General features: G+C 61.8%; 15 protein-coding genes, 1 tRNA gene and 2 rRNA genes (1 of these 18 only partly in view). 3 read left to right on the top strand and 15 right to left on the bottom strand.

From position 1 onward, the window contains the following. From LCM24_RS03555 to LCM24_RS03545, 3 genes are all read left to right on the top strand, one after another. A 23S ribosomal RNA gene (locus LCM24_RS03555) occupies nucleotides 1-2571 on the top strand; it begins 221 nt to the left of the window's first position. A gap of 113 nt (nucleotides 2572-2684) precedes the next feature. Continuing rightward, nucleotides 2685-2799 (top strand): 5S ribosomal RNA (rrf, locus tag LCM24_RS03550). A 119-nt stretch (nucleotides 2800-2918) separates the two neighbouring features. Beyond that, nucleotides 2919-2995: transfer RNA gene (locus LCM24_RS03545), tRNA-Met, on the top strand. A 95-nt stretch (nucleotides 2996-3090) separates the two neighbouring features. Here the strand turns inward: LCM24_RS03545 and LCM24_RS13060 are convergent. The 15 genes from LCM24_RS13060 to ccoO form a co-directional block, all read right to left on the bottom strand. Then, nucleotides 3091-6786, bottom strand: a complete 3696-nt coding sequence (locus tag LCM24_RS13060; RefSeq protein WP_224802777.1) for an SdrD B-like domain-containing protein — start codon at nucleotides 6784-6786, stop codon at nucleotides 3091-3093. A gap of 305 nt (nucleotides 6787-7091) precedes the next feature. Next, nucleotides 7092-8024 (bottom strand): hypothetical protein, encoded by a 933-nt coding sequence (locus LCM24_RS03535; protein WP_224802776.1) that lies wholly within the window; start codon nucleotides 8022-8024, stop codon nucleotides 7092-7094. A 63-nt stretch (nucleotides 8025-8087) separates the two neighbouring features. Then, nucleotides 8088-8600, bottom strand: coding sequence for a DUF4402 domain-containing protein (locus LCM24_RS03530; protein ID WP_224802775.1), 513 nt, complete (start codon nucleotides 8598-8600; stop codon nucleotides 8088-8090). Between the two features lie 69 nt (nucleotides 8601-8669). Continuing rightward, entirely contained in the window at nucleotides 8670-9161 is a 492-nt protein-coding gene (locus tag LCM24_RS03525) for a DUF4402 domain-containing protein (RefSeq protein ID WP_224802774.1), read from the bottom strand. Between the two features lie 138 nt (nucleotides 9162-9299). Continuing rightward, the gene (locus LCM24_RS03520; protein ID WP_224802773.1) at nucleotides 9300-9806 is read right to left on the bottom strand and encodes a DUF4402 domain-containing protein; all 507 of its coding nucleotides are present in this window, start codon (nucleotides 9804-9806) and stop codon (nucleotides 9300-9302) included. A 50-nt stretch (nucleotides 9807-9856) separates the two neighbouring features. Beyond that, nucleotides 9857-10414 (bottom strand): DUF4402 domain-containing protein, encoded by a 558-nt coding sequence (locus LCM24_RS03515; RefSeq protein WP_224802772.1) that lies wholly within the window; start codon nucleotides 10412-10414, stop codon nucleotides 9857-9859. A 171-nt stretch (nucleotides 10415-10585) separates the two neighbouring features. Then, complete coding sequence (locus LCM24_RS03510) at nucleotides 10586-11899, bottom strand: radical SAM protein (protein WP_224802771.1); 1314 nt, start codon at nucleotides 11897-11899, stop codon at nucleotides 10586-10588. Between the two features lie 39 nt (nucleotides 11900-11938). Then, nucleotides 11939-12148, bottom strand: a complete 210-nt coding sequence (locus LCM24_RS03505; protein ID WP_224802770.1) for a hypothetical protein — start codon at nucleotides 12146-12148, stop codon at nucleotides 11939-11941. Beyond that, the gene (gene ccoS / locus LCM24_RS03500) at nucleotides 12145-12297 is read right to left on the bottom strand and encodes a cbb3-type cytochrome oxidase assembly protein CcoS (protein ID WP_224802769.1); all 153 of its coding nucleotides are present in this window, start codon (nucleotides 12295-12297) and stop codon (nucleotides 12145-12147) included. The genes LCM24_RS03505 and ccoS overlap by 4 nt, the downstream gene beginning before the upstream one ends. Next, nucleotides 12294-14417 (bottom strand): heavy metal translocating P-type ATPase, encoded by a 2124-nt coding sequence (locus tag LCM24_RS03495; RefSeq protein WP_263617774.1) that lies wholly within the window; start codon nucleotides 14415-14417, stop codon nucleotides 12294-12296. Before LCM24_RS03495 ends, ccoS begins: the two co-directional genes overlap by 4 nt. Then, nucleotides 14414-14860 carry a FixH family protein gene (locus tag LCM24_RS03490; protein WP_224802768.1) on the bottom strand — a complete coding sequence of 149 codons (447 nt, stop codon included), beginning with the start codon at nucleotides 14858-14860 and terminating at the stop codon, nucleotides 14414-14416. Before LCM24_RS03490 ends, LCM24_RS03495 begins: the two co-directional genes overlap by 4 nt. Next, nucleotides 14857-16437, bottom strand: coding sequence for a cytochrome c oxidase accessory protein CcoG (gene ccoG / locus LCM24_RS03485; protein WP_224802767.1), 1581 nt, complete (start codon nucleotides 16435-16437; stop codon nucleotides 14857-14859). The genes LCM24_RS03490 and ccoG overlap by 4 nt, the downstream gene beginning before the upstream one ends. Beyond that, nucleotides 16424-17356 carry a cytochrome-c oxidase, cbb3-type subunit III gene (ccoP, locus tag LCM24_RS03480; RefSeq protein ID WP_224802766.1) on the bottom strand — a complete coding sequence of 311 codons (933 nt, stop codon included), beginning with the start codon at nucleotides 17354-17356 and terminating at the stop codon, nucleotides 16424-16426. Before ccoP ends, ccoG begins: the two co-directional genes overlap by 14 nt. Continuing rightward, nucleotides 17346-17510: a cbb3-type cytochrome c oxidase subunit 3 gene (locus tag LCM24_RS03475; protein WP_090480486.1), complete on the bottom strand. Its 165-nt coding sequence runs from the start codon at nucleotides 17508-17510 to the stop codon at nucleotides 17346-17348. The genes ccoP and LCM24_RS03475 overlap by 11 nt, the downstream gene beginning before the upstream one ends. Continuing rightward, complete coding sequence (ccoO, locus tag LCM24_RS03470; RefSeq protein WP_090480489.1) at nucleotides 17507-18259, bottom strand: cytochrome-c oxidase, cbb3-type subunit II; 753 nt, start codon at nucleotides 18257-18259, stop codon at nucleotides 17507-17509. Before ccoO ends, LCM24_RS03475 begins: the two co-directional genes overlap by 4 nt.

Genomic DNA, 18259 nt, shown 5'->3' with positions numbered 1-18259 from the left:
AACCCGGGGAACTGAAACATCTCAGTACCCGGAGGAAAAGACATCAACAGAGATTCCCGTAGTAGTGGCGAGCGAACCGGGACCAGGCCAGTGCTTCTTCGTTAATTAGCGGAACACTTTGGAAAGAGTGGCCATAGCGGGTGACAGCCCCGTACGCGAAAATGATCGAAGAAGACTCGAGTAGGGCGGGACACGTGAAATCCTGTCTGAACATGGGGGGACCACCCTCCAAGCCTAAATACTCGCACATGACCGATAGCGAACACAGTACCGTGAGGGAAAGGTGAAAAGCACCCCGATTAGGGGAGTGAAACAGTACCTGAAACCGGATGCTTACAAGCAGTTGGAGCCCCATAGGGGGTGACAGCGTACCTCTTGCATAATGGGTCAGTGACTTAATCTACCATGCAAGCTTAAGCCGTTAGGTGTAGGCGCAGCGAAAGCGAGTCTGAATAGGGCGACTGAGTATGATGGATTAGACCCGAACCCCGGCGATCTAGGCATGGCCAGGTTGAAGGTGCGGTAACACGCACTGGAGGACCGAACCGGTGAATGTTGAAAAATTCTCGGATGAGCTGTGTTTAGGGGTGAAAGGCCAATCAAGCCGGGAAATAGCTGGTTCTCCGCGAAATCTATTGAGGTAGAGCGTCGGATGTATGCCGATGGGGGTAGAGCACTGGATGGGCTAGGGCTGCGCGAGCGGTACCAAACCTAACCAAACTCCGAATACCATCGAGTCTTATCCGGCAGACAGACGGCGGGTGCTAAGGTCCGTCGTCAAAAGGGAAACAGCCCTAACCTACAGCTAAGGTCCCCAAGTCATATCTAAGTGGGAAAGCATGTGGGAATCCCAAAACAACCAGGAGGTTGGCTTAGAAGCAGCCATCCTTTAAAGAAAGCGTAACAGCTCACTGGTCTAAATAAGGGTTCCTGCGGCGAAGATGTAACGGGGCTAAAGATATGCACCGAAGCTTAGGGTTGCAGTTTACTGCAGCGGTAGCGGAGCGTTCCGTAAGCGAGTGAAGGAGAAGGGTAACCGACTCTGGACGTATCGGAAGTGCGAATGCTGACATGAGTAGCGACAAACAGGGTGAGATGCCCTGTCGCCGAAAGACCAAGGGTTCCTACGCAATGCTAATCAGCGTAGGGTTAGCCGGCCCCTAAGACGAGCCCGAAGGGGGTAGTCGATGGGAACCACGTAAATATTCGTGGGCCTGAAGATGTGTGACGGATGGTGGAAGTTGTTCAACCTTATTGGATTGGTTGGGCAGCCAAGCTGTTCCAGGAAATAGCCTCTTCACTATAGACCGTACCCGAAACCGACACAGGTGGTCAGGTAGAGTATACCAAGGCGCTTGAGAGAAGTATCCTGAAGGAACTCGGCAAATTGCCTCCGTACCTTCGGAAGAAGGAGGCCCTGAATCGAGGCAACTCTTTTCAGGGGGCACAGGCCAGGGGGTAGCGACTGTTTAGCAAAAACACAGCACTCTGCTAAGTCGGCTTCAAGACGACGTATAGGGTGTGACGCCTGCCCGGTGCTCGAAGGTTAAGAGGAGGAGTGCAAGCTCCGAATTGAAGCCCGAGTAAACGGCGGCCGTAACTATAACGGTCCTAAGGTAGCGAAATTCCTTGTCGGGTAAGTTCCGACCTGCACGAATGGCGTAACGACTTCCCCACTGTCTCCAGGATATGCTCAGCGAAATTGAATTCTCCGTGAAGATGCGGAGTACCCGCGGTTAGACGGAAAGACCCCGTGCACCTTTACTGCAGCTTTAGAGTGGCATTAGGAAAGAATTGTGTAGAATAGGTGGGAGGCTTTGAAACTTGGGCGCCAGTCCGAGTGGAGCCAACCTGTGAAATACCACCCTGTTGTTTTCTGATGTCTAACCTAGATCCGTTATCCGGATCAGGGACCCTCTATGGCGGGTAGTTTGACTGGGGCGGTCGCCTCCTAAAGAGTAACGGAGGCGCGCGATGGTAGGCTCAGGACGGTTGGAAACCGTCTGCAAGAGTGCAATGGCATAAGCCTGCCTGACTGCGAGACTGACGAGTCGAGCAGAGACGAAAGTCGGTCATAGTGATCCGGTGGTCCCTCGTGGAAGGGCCATCGCTCAACGGATAAAAGGTACGCCGGGGATAACAGGCTGATGATTCCCAAGAGCTCATATCGACGGAATCGTTTGGCACCTCGATGTCGGCTCATCACATCCTGGGGCTGGAGCAGGTCCCAAGGGTTTGGCTGTTCGCCAATTAAAGTGGTACGTGAGCTGGGTTCAGAACGTCGCGAGACAGTTTGGTCCCTATCTGCCGTGGGCGTCGATACTTGATAGGAGTTGCCCCTAGTACGAGAGGACCGGGGTGAACGTACCTCTGGTGTACCAGTCATCCTGCCAAGGGTGCCGCTGGGTAGCTATGTACGGACGGGATAACCGCTGAAAGCATCTAAGCGGGAAGCCTCCCTAAAGATAAGGTATCTTCGAACCGTCGTAGACCACGACGTTGATAGGCCGGGTGTGGAAGCGCAGTAATGTGTGAAGCTAACCGGTCCTAATAGTTCTTTTCGCGCTTGTAGGATCCATACCATCAACGACAGCCCTGTGGGTTGTCCGCGAGGTGGAGGAAACTCTAGCCGGATAACGCCCAGTATCGTGCATCGATTTAACCCATGTCCGCCTGCTTCATTGCTTGGTGACCTTAGCGTCTGTGACCCACCCGATCCCATCTCGAACTCGGCCGTGAAACCGGACAGCGCCGATGGTACTAGTGCTCAAGCACTGGAAGAGTAGGTCGTCGCCAGGCATTGCAGCCGGCGGACATTGGTAACAAACCCATTCACAGTTTCAAAAGCCGCTGCCGGTGTTAACCGAGCGGCGGCTTTTGTGTCTCTGGACCACATGTCCAGATGTCAGTCACGGTGCCGCGGGGTGGAGCAGTCCGGTAGCTCGTCAGGCTCATAACCTGAAGGTCGTTGGTTCAAATCCAACCCCCGCAACCATGAAAAAGGCCGCTTACCCTCAGGGGTAGCGGCCTTTTTCCGTTTCAGGGCTCTCCAATACTGCGTCGGCCGGATTATCGGCCTAAGTGGTTCCCCTATTTCCGGGCCGAGGCGACGTTTCCTGCGCAAGTGCGGATGGCGAGATCGCGCTGGATGACGTCTCCGTCGTAGGAAACGCTGATCGTATCCCCATCGATCGGGCACAAGCGCAGGCGTTCGACCTGACCGGGATCTATCTGAAGCTGGTACTCTCCGGGTTTGACCCGTTCGAAGAAGTAATAGCCGTCCAGCTCGGTCTTGGCGTAGTTCACCACGTTACCCTCGGTATCGAGCAGGCGCAGACGAACGCCGGAAACCCCTTTCCCGGTTCCCCCGTCGACGAACCGGGCGGTCCCTTCGATCTCGCTTAGAGTTACGATCGGATAGTCGATCGCATGCAATCGGCCCGAGCGCGGCACGACGTCGATGCCCTTCATGGCCGGCGCAAGGTTGATGTCCGGCAAGGTGCTGCTGTCGACCTGGATGCCGACGCGCTGTCCTGTGCCGAGCCCGACCAGGCGAGCGACACCTTCCGCGTCGGATGTGCCCGTCTGGTTGTAGGCAACGAAGTCGATGCCCTCGATCGTCTCGTCGACCGGCCCGTATATGCCGTCACCATCCCTGTCGCGGAAGGCGCGCAAGGTGGCACCGCCCGAGCTTGCCATGCCGGGCTTGGCGAGAAACAGGCCGCCGCGAAGCGGATCGCGGCCGAGGCTGAAACCAAGGCGAAGTCCGACGAAATAGGATTTGTCGAGGAATGAGTAATTGGCATCCAGCGCCAGGGTGAATTCGTCGAAATCCCTAATGCCCGAAGCACCGAAAAAGGGCTTGGCTTCTTCGAACACATATCCGGCCTGCCCGCGTAGAGAGGTCCGTTCGTCCAAAGCGTGATCGACCTGCACGCTCGTACTGATAAGATCGGCGTCCGGAAGCACGGAATAGCCGAGCGACAATCTGCCGCGTGTCTTCGACCGGCCGAGCGTTGCGAGATCGAAGCTGCCGAACAACTGGTTGTTGGTTTCCAGCCCCGCACCGCTGATGCGCGAATATTCCATGCTGTTCGATACCAGCAGGCCCGCGGCGCGTGTCGATGCGCGCACACCGGCGGCGAGGGTATTGCGGCCGTCGACAGTTTCATACGTGCGGAACCGTGCGCTTACGGGAATGGACAGGTTTGCCTTCTCGCCGCCGAGCCCGATTGTGGTGTTGAAGTCGACCTCGGTGGCGCGGCGGAGGAATTCCGTGCCCAGCGCGACTGTCTCGTCAGGAAACTCGCCGCTGTATTCGGTGTGGTTGACTGTAATGGCAGATCGCCCGAACCGTCCACCCAGCCCGCCGCTGACAGCAAAGGCGCCTCCGTCGGCTATTCCGGCATCGGCGCGCACGGCCACCCCGCCGAAGCCGGTGCGGATGCCTGCCGTTCCCAGCCACCTATCTTCCCCGTCGCGCTCAAACCATGCGCCGCCGAGAATGGTCGTGATGTCCGAGGTGAGGCCGTAAGACAGCTGGCCGGAAGTGCGCCAGGCGCCATAGTCGCGAGGCTCGAAAAAGTTTGGCGGCTTCACGCCGAACAGGTTCCGGTCCCGTTGGGCCGCATCCAGGCTGTAGACCAGTTTGCCCTTCGCAAGCCTGCCGTCGCCGACGGTGATGCGTTCGACCTTCTCGCTTCGCTGGCCTTGCGGGCCAAAGAATACGAGGCGGAACACGTTGAGCCCGAAATCCACCGGAACTTGCAGGAATTCGTACTGACCGTTCGAAGCCTCGCTGGTCGAGCCGATGAGGATATCGTTGCGATAGAGCTCGACCTCGTAACCGGCAGGCAGGATCCCGCGCAGGTCAATCTGGTCGAATACCGACCCCACGTCTGACGGCGCATTGGTAACGGTAAAACCTCGGCCGGCGACGCTGCGCAATCCCAGCGGCATGGTCGTGGAGTTAATATCGCCGACGCTGAAGGATGTCGCTTCAAGCGGACCAAGCAAGTCGGCGTCCGGGTCCATCCGGCCAACCTTGAACAGCGACGCGGTCAATCCGTTCACGGTATCGCCGCTGAGGTAGCTTTCGGCAGTCAGGAAAGCGAGATCGCCGGCAAGGAAGACATCCGCTTCCGCACGGGTTCCGAAGGTCCGGTCGGAGACCGCGCGCAGTTCGATATCGGCGGTCGGGAAGGAAATCGGTTCGTATGCCAGGTCGACCCGCTCGAATGCCTTCGCCTGGGGATTGTCCTGCCGTGCCTCCAGCCTCGCCCGCCTCGCTTCGCGCGCGGACCGCTCTTCGAAAGGGAAGCGTTCCAGGGTGGTGATGTGGACCGTCTGGGTCCTCAGATCCGGTTCCACTTCGAGCGGGAACAGCCTTTCGAACTGGTCCAGCCGGAGGAACATTTCGCCGTCGAAGTCAGCGGCCAGGAGGCCTTCGGTCTCGATGATCTTGTCGCCCGCTACGATGGTGCCTTCGCGCAGATCGATGGTCAGGGTGCGATCTTCGCTCAGGATCCAGCCATGCGCATAGCGACCCTCGTCGGTGACGGTTATCGCGAGATCCAAGATGCGGGCGATGCTGCCGAGAGGAAGGTACAGGCCCGAGCGGGTGCCGTACCCGATGATCGTGTCGCTTTCCTTGGCGTTGTTCACCCGAACTTCGAGGATGAGCTCGTCCTGGTAGGAGATGAGCGGCCCGTCGTCTCCAAGATTGCCAGCCAGGCCCGGTGCGGAGGCGAAGGCATTGTCGGTCGCAGCGGTTCCGCCGTCGAGGACGGAGGAGGTTGCCGTGGTCTCGGCGATGCCCGGAGCGCTTTGCGTGCTTCCTGCCTTGGCTGCGGGCCGCTTAACCAATGCTGCCGTCAGCGGCGCATAAGAAGCGACATTGTCTGCCGACAGCCCTGTCGACTGGGGCCGGGGCGTGCTTTGGCCTGTTTCTGAGGCGACGCGCTCCAGCTTCTCGGGATCGGAGGCTGGAAGTGTAGGAGGGCCCGCTTGTGCTCCGGTCTCGAAAGTGGCTCCCGACACTTCAGGTCGTGGCGAGAGCTGCGCTGGATCTGGGCCTGTATCGCTAGCTGCCGTGCCTGGAGCAGCGAAGGTTTCCGGCGCTGCAGCGCTGGCCGGCGAGTTCGAGAGGCCCTGCGCCTGGGGCTCCTCTAGTGGCGCGATCGAGAGGTAATCCTCCGCGGCCTGATCGGAGATGGCCGCAGAAGTGCCGGTCTGGCTGGGCGACGGTGGGGCGAGAGCGTCTGACCCGATTATCAGCCCCTCTTCGCCAACGACTTCCCCACTGGTGACTTGGGGCTGCGCGAGAGCAGCAAAGCTATCGCCGGTTGGCTGAGGCATCTCGGCAGAGGGCGGTGTGGCCAAGCTACCCGCGACCGGGTTGGCAATTTCTCCGATCCCGCCCTGCTGGGCGAGTATGGCCGTAGCGGGTTCGAACTCCGGCAAGGGTTCGAGGGTGAGCGGCGCAACCGAGGCTGTCAGTTCGAGCGGCGCGGCCTGGATTTCGATCGCGGGCTGGTTGCGCGAACCCAGAAGCTTCTGGTCGGGTTCTGACACAGCAAAGGATCCGGCGGACCCTGCAGGTTCGCCAACGGTCGCGGTTCCGACCGATACGACGCGGGCCGTCAGTTGCTCGTCGCTTGCCTCGGTTGGCGAGGGTGCTTGGGATTCGGCGAGTGAATGCTCTGCCCCGGGCGGGACGAGGGGCTCATACCGCTCGATCGGTCCGGGAAGCGTCAGCTCCGTCAGCTGAGTAGCGCCGCTTGGCACCGACGCCTTCGGCGCGCCGCCCCCCTTGGCTTCAGGGCTGCTTGCAACTGAGGGCAGCGTGCTTGCGCTGCCAAGGAGGCTTGAGCGCGGGGGAACGCTTTTCGGGGTCTTCGATACTGCCGGATCGAAAGTGGGGGCGGGCAAGGGCTTGCGGAGGCTTACCGAAGGTCCGGCCGCATCCGCGTTCTGTTTTTTCGGCTGAGGTAATTTCGTGCGCTGCTGGTCCGGGCCCGGCCAAAGGCCGAAACCCACCGCCGCCGTAATCAGGCAAGCGGTCCCGGCACCACCAACGATAACCCGTCTGTTCACGGCACTACGAAGCTATGCTCTGCAAGTTTGCTACCCGGGGCGAAATCGTCGTCCACGAACTCGATTTGCAGGCGAGACCCTGAAGTCAGTAGCGAAGGATCGGTTTCCGGATCGATCGGAACGATGACCTCCCGGGCATCGATTTCGGGATAGATGCCGACCCCGCGCGAAACGGCGATAGGCTCTGCCGAACCTGCGGCCTTGATCACGACGTCACCGAATGCCGAGCGCGTGCCGGAGCGGTTAAGAATGAAACCGACGGCCTGGGTGCCGTCACGCGCGGTGAGCAGCGTCGCACCGGTTATCCCGACATCGAGCGTGGTTTCGCCCACCCGGACAATCACCGGGATCGCGATACCGAAGCGCGGACGGATCGTGACGCCGATGCCATCGGCCTGTTGCGCGCCGGTCGCTTCCTCGATGCTGAAGCCTTCTGCATCGGGCACCGAGGTGACCATGAAGTGCGACCTGTATTCGCCATCGGGCAAGTCGCTGGAACCGCGGGCCATCACCCTGATCAACTGCGACTCCGTCGATCCGAGGCGCACGCGCCGCGGCGAATATCGCAGCATCTGGCTGGCCGTGAGAACCTTGGCCTTGGTAGCTTCGTCGAGACCATTGTCGAACGAGATCAGCTGGCCTTGCGGCGTCATGGCCATATCGACGATCTTGATTTCGTAATCGCCCGGATCGACTGCCTTGTTGTAGAGTCCCACGGTGGCAATTGCGCGGCGGCCATCGATCACCACGCGCTTGGGGAAGAGGTTCACATCTCCCAGTCCGCTGACTGATCCGGCAGGCGGGCTGGGCGCAGTTTGCGCAGCTGCATCTTGTGCAACCGACGTCCCGTGGCCGATCGCCAAGGTGCCGGCCAGCGCCAGCGCAGCGGCGGCGAGTTTGGATTTTGCGAAATTCGACCCGGATTTCATTGCTTTGCCCTTGAAAACATGGGCGCTGGGCCCAGTCCGGGTCATATCCTAGGCATGGTTAATTTACAGATAAAGAACGGCGACCTCGAAAGTCCCCGAATAACTGCCCGGTTCCTGGTTCGCGTCGACATGGAGTCTGCCTCCGACATACAGGTCATAGCTACCCACGGCATCGAAACGGCCGAAGCCTCGGTCGAGGTTCGTCCGGAACCGATCGACCCGCATGGTCGATGTGCCGTTCGAGATATTGATGCGGTTGGGTACGAAAATAATGAAGCGTCGCTGCGCTTCACCCAGCACGGTGAAACGGGCAGGCGCCCTCCCGTTCGGGAATGTTGAAAGATCGAGATTGGTGGTCACCGCGCCATCGGCAGCGACTTCGACGATTCCGTTGGTTGTCGGCTGCATCAATGTGCCAAACCGGAGATCGGAAATGTTCACGATCGAAATGGGCTCTACCACACGCACCTTGGAAGCGCCTGTCACCGACATGGTATCGGTCGACTGCGCGTGTGCCTGAGGAGCCAGAAGGCCGGCTAGCAGGGCGAGAAGCCCTCCGAGATATGTCCTGATCATGTGCCGGCTCATCGGTCAGGATGCTCGGTGGGCAGCCGCTGTCATGATGCCGGCGGCTGCCCGATCCGATTAGTTGTAGCTGACCGTTGCGTCGTAGTTGCCGCTGTAGGTGCCAGCAGCCTGATTCGCACCCACATTCAGCGTGCCGCCGACGGAAAAGCTGTCGCTACCGGTGGCAGACAGCGTGCCGGAAGCCGGAGCGTCGGTGGTGAAGGTCATCGAGTTGCCACCCGAGGTAACCGAACCGCCGGTCGTCACGATGCTGTATGCACGGTTTGCATCACCGGTCACGGTGAAGCTGTCGGCTGCGTTGGTGCTGCCCGAAACGAACAGTGCATCGCCGGTAACCGAGCCAGCGCCGCCCTGCGTCACGACGACGGTGCCTACAGCGGTGCCGGGAATTACGATACCGAAATCGAGTGCGCCGCCATCGTGGGTGATGGTGATCGGAGCGACGATTTCAGCAGTTGCGGTACCCGAATCCGTGGCGGTGTCGCCCGGAGCAGCCATCGCAGGAGTGGCGAATGCGACTGCGGCAGCCGCGAGAATGATCTTCTTCATTAGGTGTCCCCTGGTTCGTACAATAGCGCGCCCAGCTATTGCCGGTGCGACCTAAGGGATAGGACCTAGGTTTTAAGGAAACCTTACCGCCAGGAAAACGCGGAACTACGTGATCTTACGCAGAATATTTACCGCCTGTTAGTCATAAGAAACTACCATCTCCATCTCTGCGACGTAAGTTCCGGCAGTCGAGTCCGGCGCTACCTGCAGCGTTCCGCCCACCTTGAACCGGTCATTGCCCGCATCGTCCAACGTGCCCCTTGCGCCGGGCCCCGGCACGCTTTGCGTCGCAATCGTGATGGAGGTCACATTCAGCGTTCCGCCTCCTCCCGCCCGTGCCGCCACGGCCTGCGCCGGAGCGGTCACGCGGTAGCTTCGGCCTGCTTCGCCGCGCACATCGAAGATGCCGGGGCTTGCCGTGCAGCTGGAGCCGGACGGGCAGATGCTGCGCAAGGAGCCCGTCACGCTCGTCGCCCCGCTGGATGGCGAAAGCGTCAGGGTGCCGCCCGTATCGCCCGTCGCAACTGTACCGAAGCGAAGCGGTTCAATTTCACGAACCGTGATCGGTGCGACAACGGTGGCCGCTGCAGAGCCGCTCGCCTGCGCCCTATCCTGCGCCGAGGCAGAAGTGTGGGGCGCGGTCACGCCCGCCAGGAACAGCGAGAACGCTGTGAGGTGGAGATGCCTTCGCCCGATCATTTGACTGAAATGACAGCTGCGTCGACGACGATGGGTATCTCGACTAGTCCGCCGCCGAAATTGCGATCGACGTCGATCCGGCCGCCAAGATTGAAGGCGCGCGAACAGACGCGTTGCCTGCAATTGGGCATTTCGATCCGGATCACCTGGCCCGGCCGCACCGCACCATACCCCGGAAGGTCGATCTGGTAACGCGACAGGCGCGCCGTGATGCCACCTTGGGCGTAGGTCGAAGGTGCGGAAAACACGATCTCGATGACGAGATTGAGCTCGCGTCGGCCATTGTTGCCACGGTCGTATTGTACGACGAACCGGGCAGGGCCGACACCTGTATCATCGAGAGCGAAGATACCGCCGCTGGAAATTCCGCCCCTCGGGGACACTTCCCGGAAGCCTGATGTCGGCACGGCAAAAGTGCCGAACCTCAGGGCCGATGGATTCTGGACGGAAACCTGGGGGCTGTTGCTTGCCGCAGGGGACGCCGCGAGCAGGCAGACGAGCGCGCAGGCCGCTGAAAAAGCGGAATTTCCTCGTGTGGATTTCAAGCGGCTCATGCCCATAAGAACGGTCTGTGGAACGCGGCTGTTCCGGATTTCCTAATCATTTCAAGCAGTCGGACGCGCCAAATTGGCGCTCTTCACTGCGCACGCTGCAATACGATGGTTAATAGAGAGTGTGCTTGCAAGCCTATTAACCCTGAGTGCAGGCCCATGGACCGATTTGGATCAGACCGCAGAACTGAACTGGCGCATTGAAACGGCGCGATGGGAATCGAACAGGGCAGCGATCGTGCGTGCGTAGGGCAGGCCTTCGGGCAGGATCGTCAGCCATTCCTTGTCGAATGATGCGAGGCCGCGCTCCAGGAAGGGTGCGATTTCGCAGCGGACCTGCGCCATCAGCCTTGCGCCGATCCGGGCACGCCCGTGACACAGCAATGCTTCGATCACGCTGCCGCGATAGCGGTCGTGTGCACTTCGCCTGATACCGCGCCCGGCACTCAGCAGGCCCTGGGATGCACGCATTCGATACCTGCCGGAATTCTTCTCGTTCTGCGCGAGCAGTCCCGGGAACGACGAGATTGCGGAGGCGCCCAGCCCGATGAGATTGAGGGCCTGGTCGTCGGTGAACCCCTGGAAATTGCGGCGCAGCGTACCCGCCAGCGCTGCTGCCGCCATCGGATCTGCGCCCGGTTTGGCAAAATGATCGAAGCCGACCGGTGTGTAGCCATGCGTGCAAAGGTAGCGATAGCCGAGATCGGCCATGGCGAAGCGCGCTTCCTGATCGGGAAGCTGCGACGCGGGTATTGCGCGCTGCCTGGGCACGATATGCGGGACGTGGGCATAGCCGAACAGCGCAATCCGGTCGGCTCCCAGCGCGCGGGTGCGTTGCAGGCTGTCGAGCAGATCGTCTTCGCTCTGGCCCGGGAGACCGTACATCAGGTCGAAGTTTATCGAGCCGACACCGGCTTCCCTCAGCCAGTCGACCGACCGCAGGATCAGGTCTTCATCCTGCACGCGCCCAATGGCCTTCTGGCAATGCGCGGCGAATGTCTGGACTCCGAGGCTGGCCATGTCGAAGCCCGCCTGTCCGATGGCATCGGCCCAGTCCTGCGACATCGTACGAGGGTCGAGCTCTGTCGACAGGATCGGGGCATCGAGATGGAAATGCAGGGACAGCGCATCGAGGATGCCAAGCATATCGGCCGGCGCGATTGCATTGGGGCTGCCCCCGCCGAAGGAAATGCGCCGAACGCGCGCATCGACCGGCAACAGGGCGGCGACTGTCGCGATTTCGGTGTGAAGTGCATCGAGATAGCTCGCCAGGCGATGCTGCCGGTTGGCCCTGCCGGTGTTGCACCCGCAATAGAAGCAGATCTGCTCGCAGAACGGGATGTGCAGGTAAAGCGAGACATTGCCGTGCGCACTTTCCAGAGCCTCGCGATAGGCATTAGCGGGAAGCTCGCCGAAATCGGCGGCGGTCGGATAGCTCGTGTAGCGCGGCACGGGCGTTGCGAGCAGGTCGGGGTAATAGGTCCACATAGCGCCCGATTGCCGATGCGCGGACGGCCCGTCTTTGCGTCAGATCAAATTGTGCTTGCGGGACGCGCCGCGGCAGCCTTTTGCATGACACGGCTGGGTCAGGGGAGACTTCCTCGGCTGCACCGGGATTTCGATAGTGACGGTATCGCCATTGCCGCAAATGCTCGCGGAGATGATCCGCTGCTGTTCGGGCAGGGGGCCGACAATCGCAGGTACCAGTGCGAGCAGGCCTAGGACGGCCCCGTTCATTCTCCTTCGTCCTCGTCGTCGATGAGGATGCGCTGCGCGGCCCCGTCGAGGTCTTCGAACTGGCCGTCGCGCATGGCCCAGAAGAACATCGCCAGACCCAGAAGGCCGAGGCCTAGCGCAATGGGGATCAGGACCAGCAGGCCGCTCATTCCCTGACCCTCGCCAGCCTCAGCGAATTGCCCACCACGATCAGCGAACTGCCCGACATCGCGATGGCCGCGATGAGCGGGGTCACGACACCTGCGAGGGCGAGCGGCACGGCGCAGATGTTGTAGACTACAGCAAGGCCGAAATTCTGGCGCACGATCGCCATGCACCGCCGCGCGTGGGAGATAGCGAGGGCGACAGGCATCAGCGCCTTGCCGGTAAACACCGCGTCTGCCGCCTGCTGGCTGACGTCGCTGGCAGTGCCGGGCGCAATCGAGGCATGGGCCGCGGCGAGCGCGGGACCGTCATTGATGCCATCGCCCACCATCAGGACCTTGCGTCCTTCCGAGCGCAGGTCTTCGAGCAGGGCTAGCTTGTCCTGGGGTTTGGCCTCGGCGGTAGCCGGGACATCGAGAGCCTTCGCGACCGCTTCGACCGCTCCCTGGCGATCCCCGGATAGGATGCGGCTCGCAATGCCCTGTTCCGCCAGTTTGGCGAGTGCTTCTTTCGCATCGGCGCGCAGGCCATCTGCGAAGGCGATGATCGTTTCTTCAGGGCCGATGCGAAGGAGTGAGGCCATGCCGGTGGTCTTTTCGTCGGGACGACCAAGCGAAACGGGCGTTCCTTGCCACGTGCCCGCGAGCCCCTGCCCTTCGACCTCGGCAATGTCCTCGACCTGTGCAGGCCGTGTGCCTTCACTTTGAAGCATATCTGCAAGGCTGCGGCTAAGCGGGTGACGGCTGGTCTGCGCAAGCGCCAGGGCGACCTGACGCGCTTTCTCGCCGAGAGTGGAAATGTCGGCCTGCGGTTCGCCGAGTGTCAGCGTGCCGGTCTTGTCGAAGATCGCGATGTCCACCTCTGCGAGGCGTTCGAGCGCGCTGCCGTCCTTCACCAAGAGGCCACGTTTGATCAGTGCGCCGGAGGTCACGACTTGGGCTGCAGGGACCGCCAGGCCCATTGCGCAGGGGCACGTGATGATCAGGACGGCAATCGCGATCACCAGCGACTGGTACCAGCCTGCGCCAGCCAGCATCCAGCCAAGGAATGCCAGCAGGGCGAGCGAATGGACGGCGGGTGCATACAGCCGCGAAGCGCGGTCAGCGATGCGGGTATAGCGGCTGCGGCTCTGGCCCGCCTCGTCCATGAGGCGGGCGATTTCGGCGATCACGGTATCGGAGGATGCTGCGGTGACGCGCACTTCCATCGGCCCGGACAGGGCGATAGCACCTGCGTGAACGACGGACCCCGTCTCGACCGGTTCCGGATCGCTCTCCCCGGTGAGCATCGAGTTGTCGAGCGATCCGCGCCCTTTCTCGATCACGCCATCGGCGGCCAGTGCATCGCCGGACGCGACGAGCATCAGCATTCCCGGCTGGAGGTCTTCCGCTTTTATTTCGGAAGTTCCGCCATCGGGGCCGAGCACGCGCGCGCTTTTGCCCATCTTGGAAAGCAGCGCGCCGATGCCTGCGCGGGTCTTGGTACGCATGGTCGCATCCAGCGCCCGGCCCGCGAGCAGGAAGAACAGCAGCATGACCGCGCTGTCGAAATAGGCGTCCCCGTCGCCCGCAAAGGTTTCGTACATGCTCAGCCCGGTCGCAAGCAGCACGCCGATCGAAATCGGCACGTCCATGTTCGTGCGTCCGTAGCGCAGCGCCATCCAGGCTGAGGCAAAGAAGGGGCGGCCCGAATAGGCCACGACTGGCAGCGCGATGATTGCCGACAGCCAGTGGAACAGGTCACGGGTGACGCCGCCCGCGCCCGACCAGACGCTGACCGAAAGCAGCATGATATTCATCATGCCAAACCCAGCGACCGCGAGCGCGCGGAGCAGGGCCTTGCTTTCCTTGTCGTCACTGCCGAGCGGATTTTCGGCGAGAGCCTGCGCTTCGAAGCCAAGGTGGCGCAGCGCCTCGACCAGATCGCCCTGGTCCAGACGCGGGCTGTGCCGCACCGCGACGCGCTTGGCTGAAAAGTTCACGCGGGCGGCGTCGATACCCTCGATCTCGGCAAGGCCGCGCTCGATTTTGGCGATACATCCTGCACAGCGCATACCGGGCACGGTCAGGCGCGTGTCGACGAGCGCGCTATCCTCGAGATCTTGCTGGCGGAATGGCGCGCTCAACCGATCTGCTCCTCCGAAACCCAGCGGTCATCGCCCCGTACGATCGAAACGCGCACGATCCAGCGACCTGCGGGCAGGGCTTCGCTCGACAGCAGGCGCGCTTCGCCGGTCTGCACGAAAGAAAGCTCGCGCGTGTCGGCCTGGCCGAGCGGGCGGCGCACCTGTGCGGAAACCGTTGCGCTGGCGGGCACGTTTTCAAGGTCGAGTGCCAGGCGGTCGCCCGAACGGCTGGCCTCGGCATTCCAGCCCAGCGCTTCCTGACGCTCAGCCGCGTCGAGCCAGCCGTTGAACTTCTGGCTGGCGACATAGGAGTTCTCGACCACGACGCCGCTGAAGCTGCCCGATGCGATGGCCGCCATGGTGAAGTTGACCGCCACCACCACGCCGAAGCCTGCCACGAGGATCGCGGCCATTTTCCTGCCAGTGAATTCCTTCTGCATCATGGGGTCTCCGGTGCATCGAAGCGGGTCTCGACACGGTCGCTTTCGCGCTGTTCGTCGAGCGAGGTGACAGTGAACGCAAAGTCCTGTGTCTTCGCGTCGCGAGGGGCCATGACATAGGCCCTGATGGTGCGAACCTGGTCGGCAGCGACCGTGACGGTCTGCGTGGCGGCTGCCTCGTCCCGGCCGATGGCATCGGTCCACATGACGCCGCCTTCCAGCCCCTCGAGCGCGATTTCCATGTCGCGCGGACGGCTTTCCATGTTGCGGATTTTCAGCGTGAAGGAATTGCGGATCGAGCCGTCGCTCATCAGCATGAAGGGCGGATTGCGGTCGGGCGCGACGGTCATTTCCGTATGCGTGCGCACGCCGAGAGCGAAAAGCAGTGCCACGCCGATCCCTGCCCAGATCGTGAAATAGACCATCGTCCTGGGGCGGAGCAGCGCGCGCCATGCCGGTTTCGGTGCTTCGCCAGCGGCCTCCCGCTCGCAATCCTCGAGCGTGGCATAGTCGATCAGGCCGCGCGGCCTGCCGATATCCTTCATGACCTTGTCGCAGGCATCGATGCACAGGGCGCAGGTGATGCAGCCTATTTGCGGGCCTTCGCGGATGTCGATGCCCGTCGGGCAGACCTGGACGCATTGCGTGCAGTCGATGCAATCGCCGAACTGGCCGGGATTCTTGGCGGCTTTCTTCACGCTGCCGCGAGGCTCCCCGCGCCAGTCCTTATAGGTCACCAGCAGCGATTTCTCGTCCATCATCGCGGTCTGGATGCGCGGCCAGGGGCACATGTAGATGCAGACCTGCTCGCGCATGAACCCGCCCAGGGTGACAGTGGTCAGCGTCAGGACCGCCACGGTGATGTAGGCGACCGGCGCCGCTTCGAGGGCGAAGAAATCGCGAAACAGCGTGGGCGCATCAGCGAAATACAGGATCCATGCGCCGCCGGTCACGAAACCGATGGCGAGATAGATCGACCATTTGAAACCACGCCGGAAGACCTTGCCCCAGGTCCAGGGAGCATTCTCCAGCCGGATGCGCGCATTGCGATCTCCATCGACGAAGCGGTCGATGTGCTGGAACAGGTCGGTCCAGACCGTCTGCGGGCAGGCATAGCCGCACCAGGCGCGGCCAACGGCACTCGTGATCACGAACAGGCCGATCCCTGCCATGATCAGCAGTCCCGCGACGAAATAGAATTCGTGCGGCCAGATCTCGATACCGAACATGTAGAACCGCCGGTTGGCGAGATCGACAAGCACCGCCTGGTCGGGCGCGTAAGGCCCGCGATCCCAGCGCAGCCACGGGGTGACGTAATAGATCCCCAGCGTGACCAGCATCACGAACCATTTGAAGCGCCTGAAAGGCCCGTCGATACGCTTGTTGTGGATCGACTTGCGCGCTTCGTAGAGCTTTTCCGGAAGCGTCTCGCGCGGCGGTTCGTGCGGTTCGTGGCGCCGCGTGGCTGCTGCCGGATCGGCAACCGCGCTGGATACGGGCTCGTTCGACTTGGCGATGCCGTCTTCGACGGTCACCGCCCAGTCGCGTTTCGCATCGTCCGGTCGGTCAGGGTTGCCCATCGTTTCCGGCTTCCGCTTCGGGTTGGGTTTCGGCGCCGTCGGAAATCTCCGCTTGCGCCTCTTCGCCTCCCCCGAGCGAATAGATATAGGCCGTCAGCATCTTGACCGTCACCGGGTCCAGCCTCTCGCCCCATGCGGGCATTGCGCCCATCCTGGGGTTGAGGATCTGGCGCTTGATGTCCGCCGCAGTTCCGCCACGAAGCCAGATCTGGTCGTTCAGGCGTGGCGTACCTTGCGCACGGTCGCCCTGTCCGGCCGGACCGTGGCAGGCCGCGCAATTGTCGGCATAGATCTGCGCGCCTACTGCATTGGCATCCGCATTGCCGCTCAGCGACAGGACGTGCTGCGTCACGGCATCGAGCTGCGCGCTGTCGAATGCGCCATCGAATGATGGCATGACGCTCTGGCGCTCCTGGTTATCGTCCGGCTGGCGAATGCCGCGGTCGATCGAATAGTGGATTGCGGCAAGATCGCCGCCCCACAGCCAGTCGTCATCGTTGAGGTTGGGATAGCCAAGCGTCTGGCTGCCCGCCGCGCCCGATCCGTGGCATTGCGAACAGTTCACCTTGAATGCCGCAGCGCCGCCCGCGACGGCGCGCTGCATGAGTTCCGGATTGTCGCGCAGCTTCACCACGTCGATCGCGGCAAGCTGTTCGCGGAAGCTCTGCTGGGCCCGGTCGGCGGCGGTCATCTCCTGAGCCAGCGCGCCGCGGCTGGACCAACCCAGCATGCCTGCGGTCGCCCGGTCGATCATCGGCCAGGCCGGGTATGCGATGACATAGCCGATGGCGAAGATGATGGTGAGGTAGAAGGTCCACAGCCACCAGCGCGGCAGCGGGGTGTTGAGTTCTTCGATGCCGTCCCATTCGTGGCCGACGGTTTCGGTGCCGGTGGGCTGGTCGATGCGCTTATTCGCCATCGTCGTTTCCTTCAAAGATCGAATTGGCTGCCTCTTCGTTGCGCTTGCCGGCGCCCGGGCGGAACGGCCACAGGCACAGCAGCAGGAAGAGCGCCACGGTGGCGATCAGCGCATAGCTGTCGGCGAAATGGCGCAGGCTTTCGTAGGAGGTCATCGGCCTTTCTCCTGCGCGAGTTCCTGCTGCGCGGCGGCGCTGTCGACATCGACCAGCGTGCCCAGCATCTGGAGGTACGCGACCAGCGCATCCATTTCCGTGATGCGCGAGGGATCGCCGTCGTAATCGCGCACCTGCGCCTTGGGATAGCGGCGCTGGAAGTCTTCTAAATCGCCTTCCGCATCCGGATCGGCCTGCAGGAACAAGTCCATCAGGGCGTTGTCGATGTCTTCCTGCGAGTAGGGCACGCCGACGCGGCTCAGTGCGGTAAGGGTCGCGGAAGGATCGCCCACGGCAAGCTCTGTTTCGGCGAGGAACCCGTATTGCGGCATGACGCTTTCAGGCACCACGGCCTGCGGGTTGATGAGGTGCTGGACGTGCCATTCATCCGAATAGCGCCCGCCGACGCGGGCAAGGTCCGGCCCGGTCCGCTTCGAGCCCCATTGGAAGGGGTGGTCGTACATGCTTTCCGCAGCGAGGCTGTATGCGCCGTAGCGTTCCACTTCGTCGCGGAACGGTCGGATCATCTGGCTATGGCAGACATAGCAGCCTTCGCGGATGTAGATGTCGCGCCCGGCCTGTTCCAGCGGGGTATAGGGCCGCATCCCGTCGACTTTCTCGATCGTGTTGTCGAGGTAGAAGAGAGGGGTGATCTGCACCAGGCCGCCGATGGCAACCGTGATCAGCGTGCACACCGCCAGCAGCGTGATGTTGCGTTCTAGTTTCTTGTGGCGTTCGGTCATGCTCAT

Source organism: Qipengyuania aquimaris (genome assembly GCF_020171965.1).
Classification (GTDB): Bacteria; Pseudomonadota; Alphaproteobacteria; order Sphingomonadales; family Sphingomonadaceae; genus Qipengyuania; species Qipengyuania aquimaris_A.
The sequence above is the reverse complement of the archived record's forward strand: the minus strand, read 5'-3'. Positions and strand labels throughout refer to the sequence as shown.